10 protein-coding genes and 1 pseudogene are annotated in these 22,223 nt (G+C 56.1%); 3 read left to right on the top strand and 8 right to left on the bottom strand.

Annotated elements, in window-relative coordinates; all coding sequences use genetic code 11:
- Positions 1–17: 17 nt before the first annotated feature.
- From PspTeo4_RS25010 to zorA1, 8 genes and pseudogenes are all read right to left on the bottom strand, one after another.
- Positions 18–1,667, bottom strand: a complete 1,650-nt coding sequence (locus PspTeo4_RS25010) for a restriction endonuclease subunit S (RefSeq protein ID WP_223811887.1) — start codon at positions 1,665–1,667, stop codon at positions 18–20.
- The gene (locus PspTeo4_RS25005) at positions 1,664–3,148 is read right to left on the bottom strand and encodes a type I restriction-modification system subunit M (protein ID WP_125857368.1); all 1,485 of its coding nucleotides are present in this window, start codon (positions 3,146–3,148) and stop codon (positions 1,664–1,666) included. The genes PspTeo4_RS25010 and PspTeo4_RS25005 overlap by 4 nt, the downstream gene beginning before the upstream one ends.
- A 2-nt stretch (positions 3,149–3,150) precedes the next feature.
- A pseudogene (locus tag PspTeo4_RS30075) lies at positions 3,151–3,543 on the bottom strand (HNH endonuclease); the annotation flags it as partial.
- A gap of 444 nt (positions 3,544–3,987) precedes the next feature.
- Positions 3,988–6,360, bottom strand: coding sequence for an EcoAI/FtnUII family type I restriction enzme subunit R (gene hsdR / locus PspTeo4_RS24995; RefSeq protein WP_125857366.1), 2,373 nt, complete (start codon positions 6,358–6,360; stop codon positions 3,988–3,990).
- A gap of 800 nt (positions 6,361–7,160) precedes the next feature.
- On the bottom strand, positions 7,161–10,409 hold the full coding sequence (gene zorD, locus PspTeo4_RS24990) for a type I Zorya anti-phage system protein ZorD (protein ID WP_322366423.1): 3,249 nt from the start codon (positions 10,407–10,409) through the stop codon (positions 7,161–7,163).
- A complete protein-coding gene (gene zorC / locus PspTeo4_RS24985; RefSeq protein WP_322366422.1) occupies positions 10,409–12,034 on the bottom strand; it encodes a type I Zorya anti-phage system protein ZorC in 1,626 nt (541 codons plus the stop codon). The genes zorD and zorC overlap by 1 nt, the downstream gene beginning before the upstream one ends.
- Positions 12,031–12,774 carry a type I Zorya anti-phage system protein ZorB1 gene (gene zorB1 / locus PspTeo4_RS24980; RefSeq protein WP_110639689.1) on the bottom strand — a complete coding sequence of 248 codons (744 nt, stop codon included), beginning with the start codon at positions 12,772–12,774 and terminating at the stop codon, positions 12,031–12,033. The genes zorC and zorB1 overlap by 4 nt, the downstream gene beginning before the upstream one ends.
- A gap of 13 nt (positions 12,775–12,787) precedes the next feature.
- Complete coding sequence (zorA1, locus tag PspTeo4_RS24975) at positions 12,788–14,980, bottom strand: type I Zorya anti-phage system protein ZorA1 (protein WP_322366421.1); 2,193 nt, start codon at positions 14,978–14,980, stop codon at positions 12,788–12,790.
- A gap of 884 nt (positions 14,981–15,864) precedes the next feature.
- Here zorA1 and PspTeo4_RS24970 point away from each other — a divergent pair.
- The 3 genes from PspTeo4_RS24970 to PspTeo4_RS24960 are packed head-to-tail and all read left to right on the top strand — an operon-like array spanning position 15,865 to position 22,170.
- A complete protein-coding gene (locus PspTeo4_RS24970; RefSeq protein ID WP_322366420.1) occupies positions 15,865–17,571 on the top strand; it encodes a dynamin family protein in 1,707 nt (568 codons plus the stop codon).
- Positions 17,572–17,584: 13 nt separating this feature from the next.
- Entirely contained in the window at positions 17,585–19,828 is a 2,244-nt protein-coding gene (locus tag PspTeo4_RS24965; protein WP_322366419.1) for a dynamin family protein, read from the top strand.
- Positions 19,825–22,170, top strand: a complete 2,346-nt coding sequence (locus PspTeo4_RS24960; protein ID WP_322366418.1) for a dynamin family protein — start codon at positions 19,825–19,827, stop codon at positions 22,168–22,170. Before PspTeo4_RS24965 ends, PspTeo4_RS24960 begins: the two co-directional genes overlap by 4 nt.
- The last annotated feature ends 53 nt before the right edge of the window (positions 22,171–22,223 follow it).

Raw genomic sequence — 22,223 nt, 5'->3', positions numbered from 1 at the left:
ATCGTGGTCTTGATAAATCAGGCCACGGCCTGCTCGACCAGCGCACTGGCCAGATGCTCGTGCACCTGCCGGGCCTGGTTAAGACGGGCTTTGAGTTGGTCGCAGAGGGCCATCAGTTGATCTACTTTGGCGACGATACGGTATTGTTCGGCTAGAGGGGGTAGCGGAAAAGCGCATGCTCGAAGCTGAGCCATGTTGATCGACGCGAGGTTCGTTGTCTGCTTTGACGATCCTGCGAAATACTCTCTAGCTGTAGCTGAGTTCAGATAAATTTCGGCCCAGCGCGGTTCCCACTCCGTTGTCACTGCTCTGGCTCGGAACACATGATTTTGGTGTAAGCACTCCGAAATTTCTCCACGCCAAATAGCAGTGCGTCCGACCTTGTCCCAATCACCACCTTCGGTAATAAGCAAATCACCATTCGACAGGAGATATTTTTCGAGCTCATCCTCTGGAATTTCCACCTCTTTGATCTGATCAAGGACAAGGTGCCCCCTCTGGACATTCGCGACACGAAGATATGGCTTGATTACCAGCTTTCGCCCTGCAAGTTTACGTCCGAGCGTGACGCCACCAGTCACATATAAAACTGAATCTAGAGTCTTCCACTCCCAGCCATTCGGGACGCTATAAGGGAGCACTGACAGTGTATCGACAGCTAGCTCTTTTTGTTTTCTTGCTTTGGTTTCAATCAATACGCGTTGTTTCGCGACGTCAATCCGCTTACACAACTCCCGCGCCGGCTCATCACCAGGATCTTGCGGCACCAGCTTGCCCATCACCGCCAGTTGCAGCAGAGTTTGCGTTAGGGCGTCGATGCTGGATTCGGTGATGAACAGGGTGTGGAAGTGCTCGGCCAGGCGCTGCCAGCTTTGCGCAAAGTCCCCGGCATCGCGGGACTGAGTCAGGCTGTTCAGCAGCGCCTGCACCAGTTGGGCATGGGCACTATCGGCATCGCCTTGCCGGGCTTCCAGCCGGTCGCACAGGGCCATCAGCTCATCGACTTTGGCGACAATGCGCGACTGTTCGGCCTTGGGAGGCAGCGCAAAGAAAGCATCATTCAAAACCTTGAAGTGCCGCGCATACCCTCTGGCTTCTAGCTTTAAACCAACCAGATGCCACCAGAAGAACTTCTCATTTAGCAAAACTGGTCTGAGAATTTTGACGCCATCAGCCCCAGCAACAAAATCAAAGTCAACGTATTTTCGCTCCGTCGTGTGGTCACCAAACACAACAACTGGGCCGGGGAGTCGAATCAATAGGGACTCGTCGTCGGTGTAGCCAGCAACAAACCGTTTCCCTTGGTCGACGACAGGAAATATTCCTTTCTCACTAATTTGGGAGGACAGCAGCTTATTACCGCTGACCGATACCAAGTAATAGACCTCTGGAAGTCTTACACACGCCCAGGTATCTGGCAGATCGTATGGTATTTCTTCCTCAGTAATCGCTGCCAGCAGCTTTTGCTTATTGATCTTCCCCTCAGCGACCAACCGCGCCTTTTCCTCGGCAATCCGCTTTAGCAGCTCACTGGCCGGCTCATCACTCGGATCTTGCGGCACCAGCTTGCCGCGCACCGCCAGCTCCAGAATCAGTTCGCGCAGCTTTTTGATGCCATTGGGCGCGCCGGCCAGCAGCGGCAGGTTGTCAGTCAGTACTGCGCTCATACTTCACGCTCCGCCGCCTGTGCGGCAAAGGCCTCGGCCAGCACGGCCTTGAGCTGGTCGCGCAGTACGCCAATCTCGCCTTGCAGCGCGGCATAGTCACGCAGCAGTTCGTCCGGGTCGTGGCTAATCTGCTCGCCGACGTGAGGGTTCTTGCAGTCGAGGTTCCAGTTGCGGTTTTGCAACTCGTCAAAGCTGACTTTCCAGGCGAACTCGTTCTCCTGGCGTGCGACAAAGCCATCGGCCTCGCTGCCCCACCAGGCTTCTTCGACGGCGAACTCCTCGACGCGCATAGGTCTGGTCTTGGTGTAGCTTTTGTAACCGGCCGGGTACTGGTGCTCGTAGAACCATACGTCCTTGGTCGGTGTGCCCTTGGTGAAGAACAGCAGGTTGGTCTTAATGCTGGTGTAAGGGTTGAACACGCCGTTGGGCAGGCGGACGATGGTGTGCAGGTTGCATTCTGTGAGCAGCTTTTCCTTGATGCGGCTCTTGATGCCTTCACCAAAGAGGAAGCCGTCGGGCAGCACCACGGCGGCGCGGCCGCCGTCCTTGAGCAGGTGCATGATCAGCACCAGGAACAGGTCGGCGGTTTCGCGGGTACGGAAAGTAGTCGGGAAGTTGGTTTCGATGCCGTCTTCTTCCATGCCGCCGAACGGCGGGTTGGCGACGATGCAGTCGACCCGCTCTGCTGGGCCCCAACTGATCAGCGGGCGCCCCAGGGTGTTGTCATGCTTGATCTGGTTAGGCACCTCAATGCCGTGCAGGATCATGTTGGTGGTGGCCAGCAGGTGCGGCAGCGGTTTTTTCTCCACGCCGAAGATGCTCGCCTGCAGGATGCGCTCGTCTTCGGCGGTTTGCACATAACGCTTGCGCTTGTGCTCGATGCTGCAGGTGAGGAAGCCGCCAGTGCCGCAGGCCGGGTCCAAGACCTTTTCGTCCAGCTTGGGGTCGACCATGCGCACCATGAATTCGGTGACTGGGCGCGGGGTGTAGAACTCACCAGCATTGCCGGCGTTCTGCAGGTCGCGCAGCAGTTGCTCATACATGTCGCCAAAGGCGTGGCGCTCCTGCGCCTTGTTGAAGTCCACCCCTTCCTGAATCTTGTTGATGACCTGGCGGATCAACTGGCCAGACTTCATGTAGTTGTAGGCATCCTCGAACACGCCACGCACCACATAGGTGGCCGGCGTGGTGCTGTATTCGTGGAGGTTCTGCAGCTGCGGGAACAGGTTGTTGTCGATGAAATCCTTCAGTGCATCACCGGTGATGCCCTCCGGGTTGGCCGCCCAGGTGCGCCAGCGGCAGCTCTCCGGAATCGGCGAGCGGTAGTCGTCATCCAGCAGCTCCCACTCCTGCTCGCGGTCGTCGAAAATTTTCAGGAACAATATCCACACAAGCTGGCCGATACGCTGCGCATCACCGTCGACGCCGACGTCTTTGCGCATGATGTCCTGGATGGATTTAATGGTGCTGCTGATGGACATGCTTACTTCCTGAAAAGGTGTTCACGGTGCCAGGCCAGATAACCGCGATGCTGCGGCTTGATCTGGCGCAAGCGCAGACAAGGGGTGATGTTGAGCGCACGGGCGCTGTCGGGGTCGAGATCCTCGCCGAGGAGAATCTGCCCCTGATCATCAAAGCTGATCAGGCCACGGTCGAAGGCCAGATCAAGATTGGGGGTGAGCAACAGCCCATTGAACGGATCAAGCCGTTCGGTCGGGCTGGCAGCATGCCAGGGTTTTATATGCGAGGCCCGCAACAACTCCGGTACGCAGCAGTCAGTAATCGCACAGCCGCCCCAATAGGCAAGCAGGTCGTCGCGGTAGCCGCTCTGGCCGATGCGCGCTTTCATCAGCGCATCGCGTTCGGTGTCGGTGAGGTTGGGTTCGTTTAGAAATTCCTCTGTTGAGACCGAAGATTTAGCAGCCGCGGACTGGAGGGCAGAAACAGAGGATGTATAACCGAGTAGATCAAGCAGTTGATGAAGATCGGCCTCTGTAGCGATATCCAATGCAATTGCTAGTTTACTGTCAGAGCCAGCTACGGCGGGATAACCCGTCATGTTGGTGTTTCGATACCCGGTATTTGGTAACGAAGGGGAAAGTGCCTTGATGTAGTCCCATTTACCTGCGGTGACATGTTCTGGATGAATGAGGAAGGGCTGCTTGGCAACAGAAGCACCCGTTTTGCTCATTTTGACGAATACACGACCGTTAAAATCAGGATGCTCATACCCGTTAGCATGTTGATTTTTGACGGTCTGAACAAAGCCCTTACGGATGAGCGCAGCTGCGATTTCAAATGAATTAAGTTTGGGCATCGGTTATCCGTAGAGCTGTCGCTCAAGCTCCTGAATGGCCTGCTGATAGCCCGGTTTGCCGCCAAAGGCCTTGACCAGCTCAATCGGCGCACCGATCTGGCTGAATGGAGCCAGCTGAAGGATCTTGATGTCTTCGATGTGCTCGACGCCGGTGTCGGCGTATTTGTCGAGCAGGGCTTCCAGTACCTGGCGGGCGGCGCCGGAGTATTTGGCGAAGTAGTTGCGCTTTTTCACCTGCTCGGCGCGCTCCTTGCGGGTGAGCGGCGGCTGGTCGAAGGCGATATGGCAGATCAGGTCGAACGGATCGAGCGGCTGGCCGCGCTTGGCTGAGACTTCGTCGTCCAGCGCTTCCCACATCACACCTTGAGCGGCCAGCTCATCGATGATGACCTTCTTCTGTTCGGCATCGCTCCAGTGGCGCAGGAAGTCATCCAGCGAGGCAAACTGTTTCTTAACGCAGGTACGTGTGTAGTCGCGTAGCGATTCGGTGATCAGCTTGCCGTCCGGGCCATAGTACTGCACGCGCTCTGCAATGACTTGCACAGCGACGTTGTTGATCACGTATTTGACGCGCTTCTTGCCGCCATCGTCGTCAGCGCCGCCGGTGGTTTCGTCACCTTCGGTTGCCCCAGCACCACCGTCGGTCACGTCACCCTCTTCGCCCTCGGTTTCTTCCGGCGGCACTGGTGAGGAGTCGCCCTCGGGGTTGTAGATCACCACCGGCTCACCGTCGAAGGCCGGGTCGGCAAACAGTTCGGTGGCTTTCTTGAAGTCCATGATGGTGAACCAGTACTTGCCGTAATCCTCGTTGATACGGGTGCCACGACCGATGATTTGCTTGAACTCGGTCATGGATTTGATGTGCTGGTCGAGCACCACCAGTTTGCAGGTCTGGGCATCAACGCCGGTGGTCATGAGTTTGCTGGTGGTGGCGATCACCGGGTAGCGCGACTCGGGGTTGATGAAGTTGTCCAGCTCAGCCTTGCCTTCCTTGTCGTCGCCGGTAATGCGCATCACGTATTTGCGGTTTTCCTCAACGCGCTTGGGGTTGAGGTTGACCAGGGCCTGGCGCATGCGCTCGGCGTGGTCAATGTCGTCGCAGAAGATGATGGTTTTCTGGAAGGGGTCGGTGGCGGTCAGGTATTCGGTCACCTTGCGGGCGACCAACTGGGTGCGCGCTTCGATCACCAGGTCGCGGTCCATGTCCTTGAGGTCATAGACGCGATCTTCGATCAGCTCACCGTTCTTGTCGCGCGTGCCCTTGGGCGGGCGCCAGCCTTGCAGGTCTTTGTCGAAGTCGATGCGCACCACTTTGTACGGGGCGAGGAAGCCATCTTCGATGCCTTGCTTGAGGGTGTAGCTGTACACCGGCTCACCGAAGTAGGTGATGCTGGAAACCTCTTTGGTCTCCTTCGGCGTAGCGGTTAGGCCGATGTGGGTGGCACCGGAGAAGTAGTCGAGAATCTCGCGCCAGGCCGAGTCTTCGGAGGCGCTGCCTCGGTGGCATTCGTCGATCACCACGAGGTCGAAGAAGTCGCGGGAAAACTGCTTGTAGACATTCTTCTCTTCTTCGTTGCCGGTCACGGCCTGATAGAGCGACAGGTAAATTTCGTAGGACTTTTCGATCTGCCGTTTGGCAATCTTGGTCATCGCCTGGCCGAAGGGCTTGAAGTCGTTGTTCTTGGTCTGGTCGACGAGGATGTTGCGGTCGGCGAGGAAGAGGATGCGTTTCTTCTGCCCGGACTTCCACAAGCGCCAGATGATCTGGAAGGCCGTGTAGGTCTTGCCGGTGCCGGTGGCCATGACCAACAGGATGCGATCCTGCCCACGCGCCACGGCCTCAACGGTGCGGTTGATGGCATTCATCTGGTAGTAGCGCGGCATGCGCCCGGAGCCGTCGTCGTAATACGGGGCTTCGGCTTTCTGCTGGCTTTCGCCACTCAGGCCCTTCCACTGGCAGTAGCGCTGCCACAACTCCTCGGGGCTGGGGAACTGCTCCAGGCTCAGCTCGGTTTCCTTCTGCGCGCCGGTGCCACTGCGATCATGGAAAAGAAAACCGTCACCGTTGCTGGAGAACACGAACGGCACATCCAGCGCCTCGGCATAACCGAGCGCCTGCTGCATGCCGGCGCCGAGGGAGTGCTTATTGTCCTTGGCTTCGATAACCGCCAGCGGCAGGTTGGCCTGGTGATACAGGATGTAGTCTGCGCGGCGCGATTCGCCCCGGCTGTGCAGCTTGCCACGGACGATGATGCGGCCCTTGGTAAAGCTGACTTCCTCACGGACCTGCTTGTGCAAATCCCAGCCCGCTGCGGTGATGGCCGGCGTGATGTATTTGCTGCAGATGTCGCGCTCAGTCAGTGAATTCTTGTCCATGTATCCGTCCCGTTGAACTGAATTGACCTCGCATATCTGGTTGGCGAGGCGATTATTGGGACGGCGTAAAAGTGTACGCTAGAACCCTTGATTACGTCCCTGATGGCTCTTTGACCTAACTGTGTGCGAACGACGTCACAATATCTATCCAGCCAGCATGGGTAAAGCTCGCGCCCTATCAACACGCGGCTTTTTTGCACAGAGGTAAAACCAGTATTCCACTCAAGCTACTCGCGCGGCGTTGTGACGCCAGCGCATGGCGAAATGCACATTCCCCCGTGCGATTGGATCACGCCGCTGGATCACCCCAATCTTCCGTCTGTCCTGAAGCTGCCGGAGGCTGCCCACAGTGAGAAAGCAAAGGCAGTTCGGCTCACAGAATAGCGGATGCGAGTAATCCAATAGGCCATCGATGCCGCCGTCACGAAGAATGCGATGCTGAGTCCGAGGCGGATAGCTCTTCGCTCAACCTACTCGGCATCATGGACACCACAGCTGCTTCGACGTATGTGACCTACGATGCGAACTTCAGCGCACCGTAGGCCATTGAGCTGCCGGCGCCAAGACTGGACAAGCTCACAGGTAAACAATCCAGGCAGGCCTCGCTGGCGATACTGCGTTAGAAACCCCTCAGGCGGCTGAAAGCTCCGCAATTGCCAATGCAGTAATGAACAACCTGCACCCATAATTGACACATAGCTTAGTAACCCCGCATAGGGAGGCAGGCATTAACAGTGTGTCGAGGCTGGCCGTCACCGTTCTAATTCGATTGTGATTTTGATTAATTAAAGGCTTAGCCTTCACCGCGCCCCCAGCAATCCCTCAAAATCCGAAGCCTGAAGCTCCGAAGCCCCACTCAACATATCCCGCGCCAACGCCCGTCGCTTACTCAAAAGTTCATCCAGCGTCGCCTCAAACGTCGGCATCGCTGCATCTCGAACCGTCGGATAGTACACATACACATCCTTCTGCTGCCCAATCCGATAGGCCCGATCGGTCGCCTGATCTTCCTTGGCCGGGTTCCAGCAGCGCGTGAAGTGAATGACGTGGTTGGCGGCCTGCACATTCACCCCGAATCCGACGGCGATGGTGGACAGGATGATGACGGCGAAACCTGGCAGCTCCTGGAATTGATCGATCAGCCTCTGCCGGCTATTGGCGCTCTGACTGCTGGTACTGGTATCACCATTGATGACCGTCGCCCGAAACCCGAAATGCTGCTGAATCGCATGCTGCAATTCCCGCTGAATATCTCGCAACTCGGTAAAGACGATGACCTTGTCGCCGTTGCCGGCCCTTTTGATCGACTCGAGCGTCTGCATCAGCCACTGAAGCTTCGGCGAGTTGTCGCGCAACCTCGTGTCTGGCTGAACGCTGTAAGGATGGGCACAAATCAGCTTGAGCTTGTGCAGCAAGCCCAGCATGCCCGAGGTCTTCTGATCGAGCTGCTCTTCGATCTGCTGCTTCTGGCTGTATGCGGAAATTTCGGACAGATACAGGTTACGCTGCAGAGTATGCATGCCAAGTGAACGGCATGCTGCGTCTTCGATTTTGGCCGGCAGGTCCTTGGCGATGTCCTGCTTGGTCCGCCGCAAAGTCTGCGGTTCGATAAGCCCACGCAGGCGTTCCAGCGCATCCGTATCACGCTCTAGTGCGGCCTCGATGGGGCGCTGATAGTCGCGACCGAACTGGTTCAAGCCGCCTAAGAATCCTGGCTGAATGAAGTCGAATAGGCACCAGAGATCGATCAGGGTGTTCTCGACCGGCGTACCGGTACACGCCACTCGGAACCGTGCGGGAATGGCTTTGATGGCCTGAGTCACCAGTGCCGCCGGGTTCTTCAGCTTCTGAGCTTCGTCACACACGACGATGGACCATTGCTGGCGCGCCAGGGAAAACTCCTGATCACGCAGTGTCTCGTAAGTCGTCAGGACGATTCGGGCATCACCCATCCAACCTGGGCGCAGCAGGTTCTTGATGCCTTTGGCTTTCAAGTCCGCTGGGATTTCATCTTTCTTGAACTTCACTGTACTCAAGGCTGAGCCGTACAGCTTCAATACAGGCAGCGCATCAGCAAAGAAGAAACGGTGAAGCTCTCGCTCCCAGTTATCGAGCAACGAAACCGGAGCGACGATCAGTGTTGGCTGATCGTTTGGGTACTGTTCCAGGTACCAGACCAGGAAGGTGAGCAACTGGATCGTTTTCCCAAGCCCCATGTCATCAGCGAGCAAGCAACCCGATACGTCCGTGGGGGACAAGCGGAACAAATGCTGCAACCACGCCACGCCTTGCAACTGATGGTCACGCAGAACGACTTCAGGCTTGAGCAAACCAGGCAACTCTGGCGTTGCATCCAAAGCGGCGCGTAGCGCTGCTTGACGTACCTGTACGTAAGTCGGCTCGTCAATGTTGTGACCGATTTGCAGTACGGCGCGGCCAACTTTCTCCCGTTGCTCAACCTGGCCGGTCTCGACAGGTACAATCTTCTTCGACCAGGCATCCAACAGTTGTTCTGCTGCGGCAATCGAGAGTGGTGTCTCGGACTCTGGCAAACAGACCGTGTCATCACCGGCAGCGCGTGCTTCATCCAGCCGCTGCCCAAACGCTTCAAATTGAGCACGATCGGAAGGATCCCACCGACCCAGGATTTCTGCGTCGATGCCCAGCGCTGCCACATCTTTCGGCAGCCAATTCTCGGTCGCCTCTTTGACCAGGAAAGGCGAAGTAATTCTTTCCGCCTCACCAATGCCTGTCACACGGTCGCCGTAGAGAGAAAGGTCCAGGACCGATTCAAACTCGATTCCGGCCGCTTCGTTTTGCCAACGCTTGAGCAGGTCATTGATGCCTGCCAACTGGCGCAAATCAAAATCGCTGAGTTCCAGCTCATAGCCCTGCCAGAAGCCTGCAGGCATGCCGGCGGCCAACTTCAGGTGCAGTTCATGCACCAGCGGCGCGAACTCATGGGCCGCTTTGAACTCAATTTCGATGGGCGCTTGCGGGGTTGGAGAAATCGCTTCGAGCGTCAGCGTTACCTGCTCGATACGCTGGCCCGCTTCATCCAGTTGGGGTTCCAGATGGAAACGATGAAAGAAAATACCCGCCTCGGCGAGCTCGTCTTCATAGTCCTCGGCATCCAGCACTTGCGCGGCACTTTCGCCGAGTGTGCTGTAAGGGTTACGGACGAATGAAAGGGCATCGTCGCCAGCAACCCGACGCCCGGGCAGCGAGCGCACGTAGTCCAATACCGATTTGACTTCAGGTTCAATCAGAACATGAGTCAACGAGCCATCGTCCCCCGTTACCCGGTATCGATCCTGAACCTGCTTGGCACCGTCAAAACTCTCAAGCCAGTTGGCCGGCTGGCCCTCGAAGCTCGGTTGCAACTCGATAACCGGTGTATCGCCTAGCGTCGACTTTCGTGGGTTAAGTCGCAGCTTCTCGGGTTTGATAACGACAGTCTTGTCCAGGAAGCCATCCATGCCAGCGCCAGCCTTGCGCGCCAGCTTTCTGATGCTGGCCCAGCCGATCTGGTTGGTTACTTCACCGGGCTCATTTTGTTGTGCCAGATAAAGCTGTCGTACCGCACCGGTCAGTTTCCAGGATGCCTCTGGCAGCATTTCTGTAGCGCCCTGATACTGAACAATGGCCCCCGTTCGCTGCACCTGCACGTTGGCATTGGACTGCGGATCACGCCAACCACTGATGGAGACCTTGAAATCGTCGGAGGCAAGGCTGCCCTGGCTGCTCAATTGAGGGATGAGAGCTGTCTGCGGCGGCAAACCTAATAGCGGCAGGCTTGTCACGTGCTCGGGCTCATCCAGCAGCCGGTAGAGCTCATCCCACGTCAAGAGCCAGCGATCGCTCAACTGGGAGACAAACTCCTCTTCTTCCAGCTGATCAAGATAACTCGCCAGCGACCAGGACTCCGTGTTCTCCGCCAAGCTCAGGGGATAACAGATGCCCTGCTCTTCAATGGAAAAAACCGGCTCAGTACTTTCTGCTGCCGAGTTCGGCTGCAGGCCGATGCCTTTGAGGAAACGCTTGAGCATTACTCTCTCCAGAACCGTAGTGGCTTATTGTTCTCGGGCTTGAAGCCCAATCGCCGGAGGGCGATGGTTGCAGCCTGATCATTTTCTTCGAGTTGAATATGGATTGCACCGCCCTGCGCACGTCGATCTTGGAGCGTGTGTTTTACTGACCTCATGGACTCACGAAGCTGATAGTCAAACGACAGCAGTCTTGACGTGACAGGCTCTACCCCCTGGCTTTGAATACGAATACCCAGTCTCTCTAGGGTGTCATCGAACTTGATCAGCCATCCCTCAACGCGATCTGAGCGGCTCGGCGCCGGGAAGTGACGCATCCACTCCACCACAAGATGGCGCTGCTTAATTTCGGTAGCGAGTCCAAGCTGGGACTTTTCTGGATCAAACGGAGCTTTGTCTGCCTGATACACATAGCAGGCGCCCATTCCCGAGAACTCCACGAAAAAGTAGTTCCCGATCTGCATGACGACAGCATTGTTATGACCAGCTGCGCCTATCAGCCGGCCAAGACGCCCTTTGTTCTTCTCACGGAAATGAGCAAAGTCTCGACCTTCGTTACTCCATGCATCCGAGCCCATGATGATTCTGGTGTAGCTCATCTGGTTGGCAAACCGCAGCCAGTAGAAAAGGCGTGACTGGTCTACGTCATCATCGCCCTTCAGCAGGTTGAAGAAGTGCTCCAGATCCTCCTTCGCAAACCAGGCTACGACCATCGCACAGACATCTTTTTCGACATACTGCAGCCAGCTGTTTTGCCTGGAGCGGATCTGCGGACTACCCCAATTGTCGAGCGCGAGCTGTTTGAGCAGCGACGATGGTTTCTCCCGATAAGCTGCCAAGTGGTAACGCGACAGACATGCACTCAGAATCTGATTCATGTAACCCTGATGCTGCCGGCCGATGTCAACCAAGTCGGCTAAACGCTGAGAGAACTCAGCGTCATCCAACAAGAAAATACGAGAAACCAGTACGTTAAAAATCCTGTTCCACAGCCAACTTTTGTCGGGGATCTGTGCAATCGTCTGCAATGCCGAAAGGTCGCTGATCTCGCCCTTGAACATCTGGTCACCCAGCGTGGCACCTGCTTGCTCGGAAAAAAGCTCCTGATGCTGCTGAACGATCTGCACCCATTCCTTCACACGCTTCTGCTGGTCTCGGACACATTCGAAACCGAGCTGAACATCTTCACGTAGCAGGCACCAATTGGCATTCTGCTGAGGCGTAGCAGCGTCGTATCCAAAGTAGCTGAAGCACAGCGCCAACCAGTCCCGGCGGCTCAGTTCTCGCTTCTCAATACGCCTATGAACTTCTTTATGCACCCGGGCGTAAAGCTGGTCATCGTCCAGTATCGGCCCAACTCGCTCACTCTTGTCTGAAAGGCCGGCGAACACCAAGCGCCATTCCGAGGCGTTAAGTGGTACTACATTGCGAAATTTGCTTATCGCAGCACGGCGCTTTTCTTCGGGTGGCGGCAAGGCCTTTTCAGCGCGCTCGAACCGCTCGTATAGGTCGACTCCCGCAGCAGTCAGACGAGGGAAGCGCTCCAACGGCTCTGGGGCATGCACTGTGCGATGAGCTGACAGGCTTTGGCTAATGGCGGCGGAAAGCCTCGCGATCGAGCTGCTCATCGGTTCATCGCCAACTGACATTTTTCCACATCAGTATTAGTGAACACCGGCACATCAGGCTTGAGATTGCCCTCCTTCTCCTTCAAGCCAAAAAACTGCATGCGCAACTCCACTCGCCGGCTTTCTTCCTTGGTGTCCTTTGCATTATTGAAGGACACGCCACCCGCCAGAAACATCGATCTGATTTGCTGCTGATGCTCCGGCGACAATCCGACCTGGAGCGGGCTGCGACTATCGAGCAGGCTGCACATCACCCACTCCGAACGCTGCAGTGACAGGTGCAAGTTATACAGGTAGGAACCGTCGGTATCGGTAGACCCCTCGATCACGACCTGCTTGAACCACTTGCGCCCCTCTTCACTGTTGGCCGCGTCCAGAATCATCGGCACGACCTCCTGAAGTGCCGATTGGCCATCGTTGCTCAGCGCGTACTGGTTATGCCCAAAGCGACCAGCATCGCCGAAGCTGATCCGGTTGTCCTTGCAGTCCACGACGATGGTCTTGCTGGCAGTCTTCGCCTTGAGGCTCAGGTGCTCGCAAATCTGACTGATGTCCTTGCTACGCTGCTTCTCCCCCTGCTCCGCCTGATTGATACGCTGCGTCACAGAACTCAAAGCCGCCACCATGACTACAAGAAACAGAATCATCATCGCGGTCATCAAATCAGCGAAGGAAATCCAGAAAGGCTTCTCTCCCTCGTCCTTTGAACGGGCAGCCGAAGGCATTTGCTTACCAAACATCGACTAGCCTCCGTTACCGCCTGATACGTTCCATGATGTCGCCGAAATCTTCGAGACTTTCCTTGACCCCTTCCACACCGCCAGCGAGGCTCTTGACTGCTTTATCGAGCTCGGTGTCGAGGCTGCCCAGGGTTTGTCTCAACGCCCGGTCCATGCCTTCACCGAATTCCTTGAAGCCGTTACCCAGCACACCACTGATGTTTTCGAGGTATTCATACACTTCGCGGTTAAGCGCCTGCATCCGTTCGCTCTGAACCTTCAGGTCCTGGAGATATTGGTTGCGACCGCTGGCTTCCCCTTGAGCACTGGCAACTACCCCTTCGATGACAGCGAGCGTTTTCGCTAACGCTTCACGATTGTTCCGGTAGTCCGCGACAACGGTATTCAGCTCACGCGACGCCTGTGCGAGCTCAGCCCCTGCACCCTGAACTGTACCCATCAACCCCGCAGTTGACTCACTGGCTCGCGCAACACTTTGTCCGGCGGTTTCAAATCGCTCAGCCGCCGCCCGCATCTTGTCCGCGCCTAGCTGCATGCTGTGCAGATGCTGCTCTGTCTGGGCGCTCAATGCATTTATGGTGTCCTGGGCGGACTTCTGTTGCTCGGAAACGGTCTGCAGCAAAGCCTTGACCTGCTCGTCGAGGCCGCCCACCAGTTCGCGGGTACCTTGGTGCAGGTCAGCCTGGGCGGCGCGGGTAGATTGATCCATCTGCTGCTGGCCCTGTTCCAGTTGCTTGAAGACTGCAGAGAGCTGCTCACCCAGCACCTCGACCGAGCCTGCAATCTTGGACATGGTTTCCTGTTGGCCTTGGCCGATGCTCTGTTTGATCGACTCGACAAAAGCCTGGAGATTCTCAGCCATTGCCTGTTGGCGAGCCTCGCTTTGAGCAAACAGCTTCTCCAGTTGCTCGGCCATTCGAGCGCCAGCCCCCTCCCCTTCGTTGCCGATACGGGCAACCGAAGCCTGCAGATTGGCGAGCATCTCGTTCATCCCCGCTTGCATGGCGTTTTGTCCGGCCTGCATATCGGCCAGTAGCTGGGCAATCATGGTCGAACTGTTTTGATTCGAGGACTCGCTAGCCGAACGCATATCCTGGATCAGCGTCGAGAAGCCCTGCTGCATCGACTGCATGGCGGCAACCGACTGGCCCATCAACTCGTGCAGGCCATTGAACTGCTGGCCGAACGTACCTTCCAGCTTGTTCATAAACGCCACCAGAACATCCTGAAGCAGGTTCTGTACCTGCCCGGACTGATCGCCACTGGCGGCCTGCACGGCCCCCGCGATGGCTTCAAGCGGCGACTTGAGGCTATTTTCAATTGCGCCGCTCACCTGGTCGGCCAGCAGCTGCCCCGAGTCACGGTAGGTCGTCGACAAGGTATCTGCCAATTTGAGGCTTTCACGGACCTGGGTATCAACCAGGTTCTGTAGCATTTCCCGCAGATCAGTAACTAGGCTGTCCTTCAGCTGTCGGGTTTGCACCGAGCTTTCAGCACTGGAGCGCACCAGCTCAGCCAGGTATTCCTCACCGACTCCACTGTCGAAAAGGCCGTCGATTGTTTCGTTGAGTTCCTCAAGCAGTTTGTAGCATTGTCCCAGGCGCCACTTTTCAGTGAGCGTGACGCCGATAGAGGCCATGATTGAAATGAAGGAGCCAAAGAAAGCGAACAACACGTCTTTCAACAGTTTATCGACGCTGGCGTTAACCTGTTCAGGTGTGCTCGGGTCAAAGTGCTGGAGGCCTAACATCAAGCCGAAGAAGGTTCCGACAATACCGATTCCGGTCAAAATGCCAGGCAGGTGTTTATAGAATTCGGTCCGCAGTGGGGTATCAACCACACTTTGCGGTGAGAAGAAGTGCGCTGCTGCGGCGGTAGCTCGCGATCGGACAAGTAGCTGCTCGCCTTCCTTGAGCTCGAACTGGTCGTGCAGCGTTTCAGCATATTCGCGCCAGGAATGCTCCAGCTTGGTGTCTTTGAACAGACGTTCCAGCTCTGATCGACGAAGTGGCGGGAGAGCTGTTTTTGCGCTCTGCAAGGTCTTGATCAAACGCTTCAGCTGGCCACTAAGACCGAAAGATTTGTAGAAATAGTGGAAAAAATAACAAGTGCACAAAATGGCAACAAACCCAACAACCACTATGGGTGCGATCAACTGCTCGGAGCTCGCACCATCCCATAGGTGCCGCAGCGTCGAAAAATCCATACCTTCCGCCTTCAATTGAGCATTTTTTGATGTTCAGCAAGACCGCATTACCCACACGAAAGCGCCAATCACCTATCCCGCTGGGGGATAGCGACAGCACCTTGCCGAGCAAGTTTTGGGGCACTAAAAATTCGGAGTGGAATGGGCGCATCACAGCGACCCAAGAACCTTCCGTGGACAAAATGGTAGAGAATAATGTCCTTATGCCAGCACCTTAGCCTGAGCCGCAACCGTCGTAAAGCTCGCAACGACTAATGGACTACTGCCTCGGGAGGTCGAACGGGTACCGTCGTCAATCTCCTCATAAACGACGATGTATAGCCCTCGAGCCATCGCTTGCGCTTCTCGGTTGCAGACATAAACAGAGGCGACTCAGGACCAGGCGGGTGCGGGTCGCAAAGCTCACCTGCAGTGACTTCAAATTTCAACAACAACGAGCCTAATCAAAAGCTGGCTAATAAACAGGTAAATCATCCGCTCATATAATCTTGGGAAACTCGTCAAAAAAGCCGCTCTCAGCCCATGTTTCAACTCAAAACAGTGCGTTTTATTGACAGTTTACGAAGGGAAATCAGAGTGCCATCATGCGCCCACTCTGACTCATACAGGACGTGTGAATGCCTATTCCTCCGTGTCCCATGACCTTCCACTGTGATCAATGCAACTGGAGCATGACAGTGGCCCCAGCTAGCGACGCGCTGGGCCCTAGAGACTGGCATCACAGCTGCCCTAAATGTGGCAACCCCAGTCTGCAAATTTCTCGGGCCGGCGCCCTTGACAGCCTGCTGGCAAAAGCCGCCCGGCATCTGCACATCCGCAAGCATTGAGCGCCTTGCGCTAGCCCTGCTCTTCCGAACAAGCCCAGCACTTAAAGGATTATCACCATGCTCGAAAGCCAGAAAGCCTTTGCCACGTACTTGAAAAAAATGCAGGGGTTGCTCGAGGGTCAGGCCTTCACCTTCGACCAAACCTTGCTGCCTAAAGTGATGGAGACCGAGCTGGTGGTGCCGGTAATCGGTGCATTCAGCGCGGGCAAGAGCTCACTGCTAAACGCATTGATGGGGCAACAAGTACTGCCCGTTGGTATCGCACCAGAGACCGAGCTGGCAACCGAGCTGCGTTACGCCAGCGAACCGTACTTGCTGGCCATCAAGCCCGACGGCACTCAGGAACACCTGCCCGTCGAAGCGCTGAGCTCGATCAACCGTCGCTCCAGCGAGTTCTCTCACTTGCGCCTTTACCTGGACAGCGATGCCTTGAAAGCCATTGCACCGCTAGTTCTGGTCGACATGCCAGGGTTCGGCTCTTCGCTGGAAAACCACAACAAGGCGATCGCTTACTACCTGCCACGGGGTGTGCACTTCGTCGTGCTGACCAGCATCGAAGACGGCAATATCACCCAGTCAATGCTGCGCAAGCTCGACGAACTGAAAACCTACAACACCGATTTCACCTTCCTACTCAGCAAATGCAACCTGCGCGCTGCCGATCAGGTGGAGGAAGTGCAGGCGTATGTCGATGACCAGCTGGGTGTGTATTTCGGTGATCACCACCGTAGCCTCACCGTCGGCAACCACGATGGCGAAGCGCTGCAAAATGCGCTGAGTGCCTTGCAGCCTGACGCGCTGTTCTCCCGTCTGTTCATCGATATTCTCAAAGACCAGAACTTCGAGGTTCTGGCACAAATCAATCTGGCGCTCAGCCTGTTAAAGAAAGACAAGGCTGAAAGCGAGCAAGCTGCTCGTGCACTGGAACAAGCCCTGCAAAAGCTGCTGGAGCAGCGCAAGGATGTGGAGTCGGACCTCAAGGATCGCTACTCCGGGAAAATGCTCGACCGCAGCCTGCGCAGCCTCGATAACGCCCTAAATAACGCCTTGGAAGAACTCGTGACGCTGGGTAGCAGCAAAAACCCAGGTGCCATGTCGAACGCGATCTCCGACATCATCCGTAGCACCCTGGCCAGCACGATCAAATCTGAAGTGCAGGATATCTCCAGCAATATGGTGGACCGCATTGCCAGCAACTTAAGCGCTACCAACGGCCAAATGGCCGTGTTGGACATCAATGGCAACTGGAGCGAAGAGCTGACGGGCAAGGTCAAGGTGTCACTGGAGCGCACCACCGAACTGCTCAGTGACTGGTCCACGCGCCTGAGCGCGCGTGCCGAAGCCGACAAACCGGGAGGCGTCGCGCTTTATCGCAGCCTTTCCACCGTGCTTGCCGTGACCACATCGGTGGTCAACCCCTTGGTCGAACTGGCGATCATCTTCCTGCCAGAAATCCTCAGGATGCTCAACGGTGGAGGCAACGAGCGCGAGAAATTCCGCCAGAAACTCACCGGTGAAGTGTTCCCGAATATCAAGGCGGAGCTGCGCGGGAAGATCCCGTCGATCATTGATGAGCAACTCAACGCCATGCTGAAAAAGATCGGCGACGGTTTCGAAGAGCAGATCACCAAACAGAAGCACGTCGTCGACACCATTGCTGAGGAAAACCTGCAGCGCGAAGCCGAGATCGGTCAGAAGACCGCCGCATTGGAAAACCTGGCCAGCGCCGTGAAGGCGGCTGCAAACGAACACCTGTACAAATAAGGCGGACGACCCGATGAACTACCAGAAACTCGTTGAGTTCAGCGAAAGCCTTCATGCGTTGGCAAGGAGCAATCAGGACCTGTTTGGACGGGAAATCGAGCAGTTCAAGCGCATGAACGCCATCGACGAACCGCAACAGCTTGCCCAGTCCTTCCAAGTGTTGCAGGACCAGAATCGGCTGATGAACATTGGTATCGTCGGCCGCGTCAAGGCTGGCAAATCGTCGTTGCTCAATGCACTGATCTTCGACGGTGAGCCAATCCTGCCAAAGGCCGCTACGCCTATGACGGCGGCGCTGACCACGATCACCTGGGGAGAGGTATTCCGAGCCAAGGTCGAGTTCTACAGTGAAGCTGACATAAGGGCGATCAAGTTCAAGTCGGACCAGTACGAACAGCGGCTCGCAGCGCGCAAGGATGCCTGCCTCGAAGAACTGGTGAAACGACGTAGCACCCAGGCGCCGGGCACGTCGATCGACATGCAACAACTGACACAGATGGCGGAAAAAAGGGCGCTAACCGAGTTGCAGCGGGAAGAAGGCTTGTTTGCAGCCAACGACCAGTTCAAGCGCATGACAGCCTCCGGCATCGATAGCAAAATGTTGCAGTCGCAAAGCGAAATCAGCGCCAGCAACCCAAAGGAGCTGGCGCAGCGGTTGCACGAGTACGTCGGTGCCAATGGCACTTACATGCCGTTCACCAAGACGGTTCATGTCTTCATGCCGCTGGAAGAGCTGCGCGATATCTGCATCATCGACACGCCCGGCATGAACGACCCGGTGCAGTCGCGCGAGGAACGAACGGTCGAACTGCTGAAGACGTGCGACGTGGTATTCATCGTCAGCCCGGCCGGCCAGTTCCTCAATGAGCAAGACCTGGAGGTGATGGGCCGCATCACTAAGAAAGAAGGCATTCAGAAGCTAGTGCTAGTGGCCAGCCAAATTGATACACAGCTCTATGGCAGTGAAAAGCGGGCTCGCCTGAGCGATGCCGTGGAAGCCATTCGCACCCAGCTTTCTGCGCGGGCACAAAGTACCCTGTCGGACATGAAACAGAACAGCCCCGAAGTGGGTTCGGTGTTCGACAAACTGATCAGTTCGGTGCACCACAACCTCCTGCACAGTTCGGGCTTGTGCCACAGCCTCAATCGCCGCCTCGACGCCCCCGAAAGCTGGGATTCGAATGAGCAGGTGACATGGGAAAACCTGAGCATCGATTACCCAGACTACTTCTCCCGTGACAATCGGGAGCTGACCCTGGGCAGCCTGGAAAGCTTGGCCAACATCCATGCGGTCAAGGCCGTGCTTGCAGAGGTCCGTGCGGAAAAAGCCAAGATCACCACTGACTTCATCTGCAGCCAGCTAGCGACCAAACAGAAGATCTTGGAAGAGTTCAAGCAATACATCATCACGCTTGCAAAAAACCAAGTGTCGCAGATCAAAAGCGCTAACGTCGGCGAACTTAACGAGCAGCTTTCGTCATTGGAGGCAAAGCGACTGGATCTCGCCTTGGAGCTGGATGGCAGTTTCAAGTACACCATGGACGACTATCGCCAGAACCTGCGTGAACGCATGCGTCAGAAGGCTTCCCAGCTGCTTCGTGAGACGAAATCGGCTATCGATAATGCCGAAGGTTCCTACAGCCATACCTATACCGTCGATAATGCCGGCGCCTTAGGTTGGTTCGCGCGCAAGCTAGGGCTTGGTGGTACAACGGAAAAAACCGAAGTCCGCGCAAAGATCATCAGCAGCCAGGTTGTATCCACGCTCAAAGACTACATGACCGATGTTCAGGACGAATTGAGCGCCACAGTGAGCTATTCCCACCAAGGCTTGAATGAAGCGCTAGCCCGATCGCTGACACCGAAAATCCGTGGCGTTCTGGAGCACGATGCCAATCCACAGATGATCAAGCTCGCCATCCTGTCCATCATCCAATCCATTCCGAAAGACGACTTCGATTTGGATATCCCCCTACCTGACGACCTGAAAAGCAAAGGCACCCTCAAGGGCTACGAGGCTGAGCAGTTCAAAGACTCCGCAGAGGATTTTGTTGGCTCACTCGGCAGCAAGGTCAAAACAACGATCAGCTCATTCCTCAAGAAGGTAGAGCGTAATACACCGGGCACTATCTCTGGCTCTTTCGTTGACGAAGTGCAGCGCCGGATCAATGTCCTCAAAGCGCAGGTCGACAACGCAGCCCAAACGATCGATCGGCTCGAACGTATGACACGCAAGGCTGAAGAGGTAACCCTGTGAGCACCCCGCCACGCATTGATGACCGGGCGCGGCCGGCCGTGGAATCCCTCGCTCGGTTCTGGCAATTCAAGCGCAAAAAACTGGCGTTGGAACTGCAAGGCCACCTTGAAGATGCCCAACGCCAGCTAGACACTTTGTTCAGCAGCCATCAGGCGCTTGCCACGCTATCTGCAAGCCAGAGCGACAGCATTCACGCCCTGAATCAGAGCAATGACACGCTCGCCGAAGCGCTACAGGTCGAGACAGGCAAGCTCGCCTCGACCACTAAGGCGCTTGAGCAGGAAACCGCCAAGCTACAGAAGGCAATGCTCGCGCTTGCACAAGCCAAGGTCTACACCAAGGAGCTCGAAGAGCGTCAGGCACAAGCACTAGCGACAATCAGCGGCCTGGAGCAAGACCTGGCAGCGCACAAGCAACTGCTGGCCGACAAAGAACAGCACATCCTCGACCTTGAGCAAACGCTGGCCAATGTTCGCCATCAACTCGAAGCGCTCGAAAGCCTCAAACAAGCGTTGACCGATCAATGCGCAGACCAGGCAGAACAGATCGGCGATCTGCAAACACGCAAGCAGGCGCTCACTGATGCGCTGCATGCGAAGACGGCCGAGGCTGAAGATCTGGCACGGAGAGAGTTCCAGGCCCTTGATGAGATCGCCAATCTTGAAAAGCGGCTGGACGAGCTCAACCGAGAGTTGACGGCCAAAGAGGCAGACGCTGCGGACCTGGAGCGGACGATGGCCGAGGTCCAAAAACATCTCGAAGAGGTGAAAGACGCCAATCTGTCGTTGAATGAACAATGTGCCGGGCATGCCACACACATCAGTGAGCTGGTGGCTCACAATGCGTCACTGTCGACCCAGTTGCATACTGAACAGGCCAATGTTGCAAAGCTGGAAGAGCACATGGGGCAGGCCCTTGCGCAAATCAGTGAGCTCGAGGCCTATCTGGACGAGCATAAAGCCCAACTGTCGGCCCAAGAGCAGAATGTCGAATTGCTGGAGAGCTTCACAGAGGAACTGAAGGCGTCCAAACAGCACCTCGAAAACCACTACGCAAACATTAACCAGCAACACCTGTCGCTCACTGAAAAGTTTTCCCTGGTGAGCAGGGTTCTGGCGCAGCAGCCTCCCGTCAATGAAGAGCTGGACCGATTCGCCGAGCTGATCAACCACGATTACATGGCGTTCGCAGGCCGCGAATCGTCGCTGGCAGGCGAAGCCCAGGCCGTGCTCGACATGCAGGCGATTCTCGCCGAGCTGCGCATGCTGAATAACTTCCCAAGCATTGCGGGCAAAACCATCCTCAGCATTGCGGGTGGCTTCAGTAGCGGCAAGTCTGCGTTCATCAACAGCTTCATCAAAGACTCAAGCGTGCGCCTGGCGACCGGCATCAACCCGGTGACCGTAGTACCCAGCTATGTCGTGTGCTCTGAAGAAACCAGGATTAAAGGCTATTCGTACAACGGCGGAGCCATCGACCTGGAGCCGAGCCTCTACGCATCCATGTCCCACGAATACGTCAAAGCCTTCGGCTTCGATCTTCGCCGCATCCTGCCTTTCATCAGCGTCAAGGTGCCCATGGATCCGCAACTGTTCGGCAACCTGTGCATTATTGATACACCGGGCTACAACCCAGGTACGTCAGGTGGTGCCTCAGCTGCTGACAGGAGCACCGCAGCCTCTCTCGTCAATCAGGCTACTGCGCTGGTCTGGGTCATCGGCCTTGACCCCGCCGGGACCATCGACCAGTCCGACATTGAGTTCATCGAGTCCACGCCATTCCGTGGAGACTCGTTGTACATCGTGCTGAACAAGGCTGATGTTAAGTCTGAGGATGACATTGATCAAATCATGGAACAGGTAGCCGAGGACCTTGCCTTCGCAGACATCGAGTACGCGGGTATGTGTGCCTACTCATCCACTGCACGCAAGAGAACCTATCCATCAACAGGGCTGACGTTCGAACAGTTCCTGCGGTCTATCAACTGCAAGGTGGACGTAGTCGGGAAGATTTCCAATAAGCTAGATGCCGTTTTCGATGCCTACAAACGTGCGATCAAAGCTGACATTGCGCAATTGAAAGGTCGCAAGAACGAATTCAACGCGTTCAAACTGGACGCGCTCGAAATTGGCGGCACTGCATTGCATGATCGTATCGAGCGGGCCTTCCCGATATCAGAACAGATGTTTGACACCTCGGAATTTGAGCAGTTAGTGGGTGATTGCGAAGACCTTCGTCGCAAACTCAAGCTGGCGGCGCAAAAGGCCTTGCGAGTCTCTGATCAAGCACACAGCAAGGGCGCCGAAATGGAAGACTTTCTTCGGCTTCGGATACGCCGCTAGAGTGAGGAAGGCACTGAGCAAATGGCCCCGGTGCCTTTAAATCAGAGTCCTTC

It is taken from the genome of Pseudomonas sp. Teo4, from assembly GCF_034387475.1.
Lineage (GTDB): Bacteria > Pseudomonadota > Gammaproteobacteria > Pseudomonadales > Pseudomonadaceae > Aquipseudomonas.
Note: the sequence above shows the minus strand (reverse complement) of the source record. Positions and strands in the feature narration are given on the sequence as shown.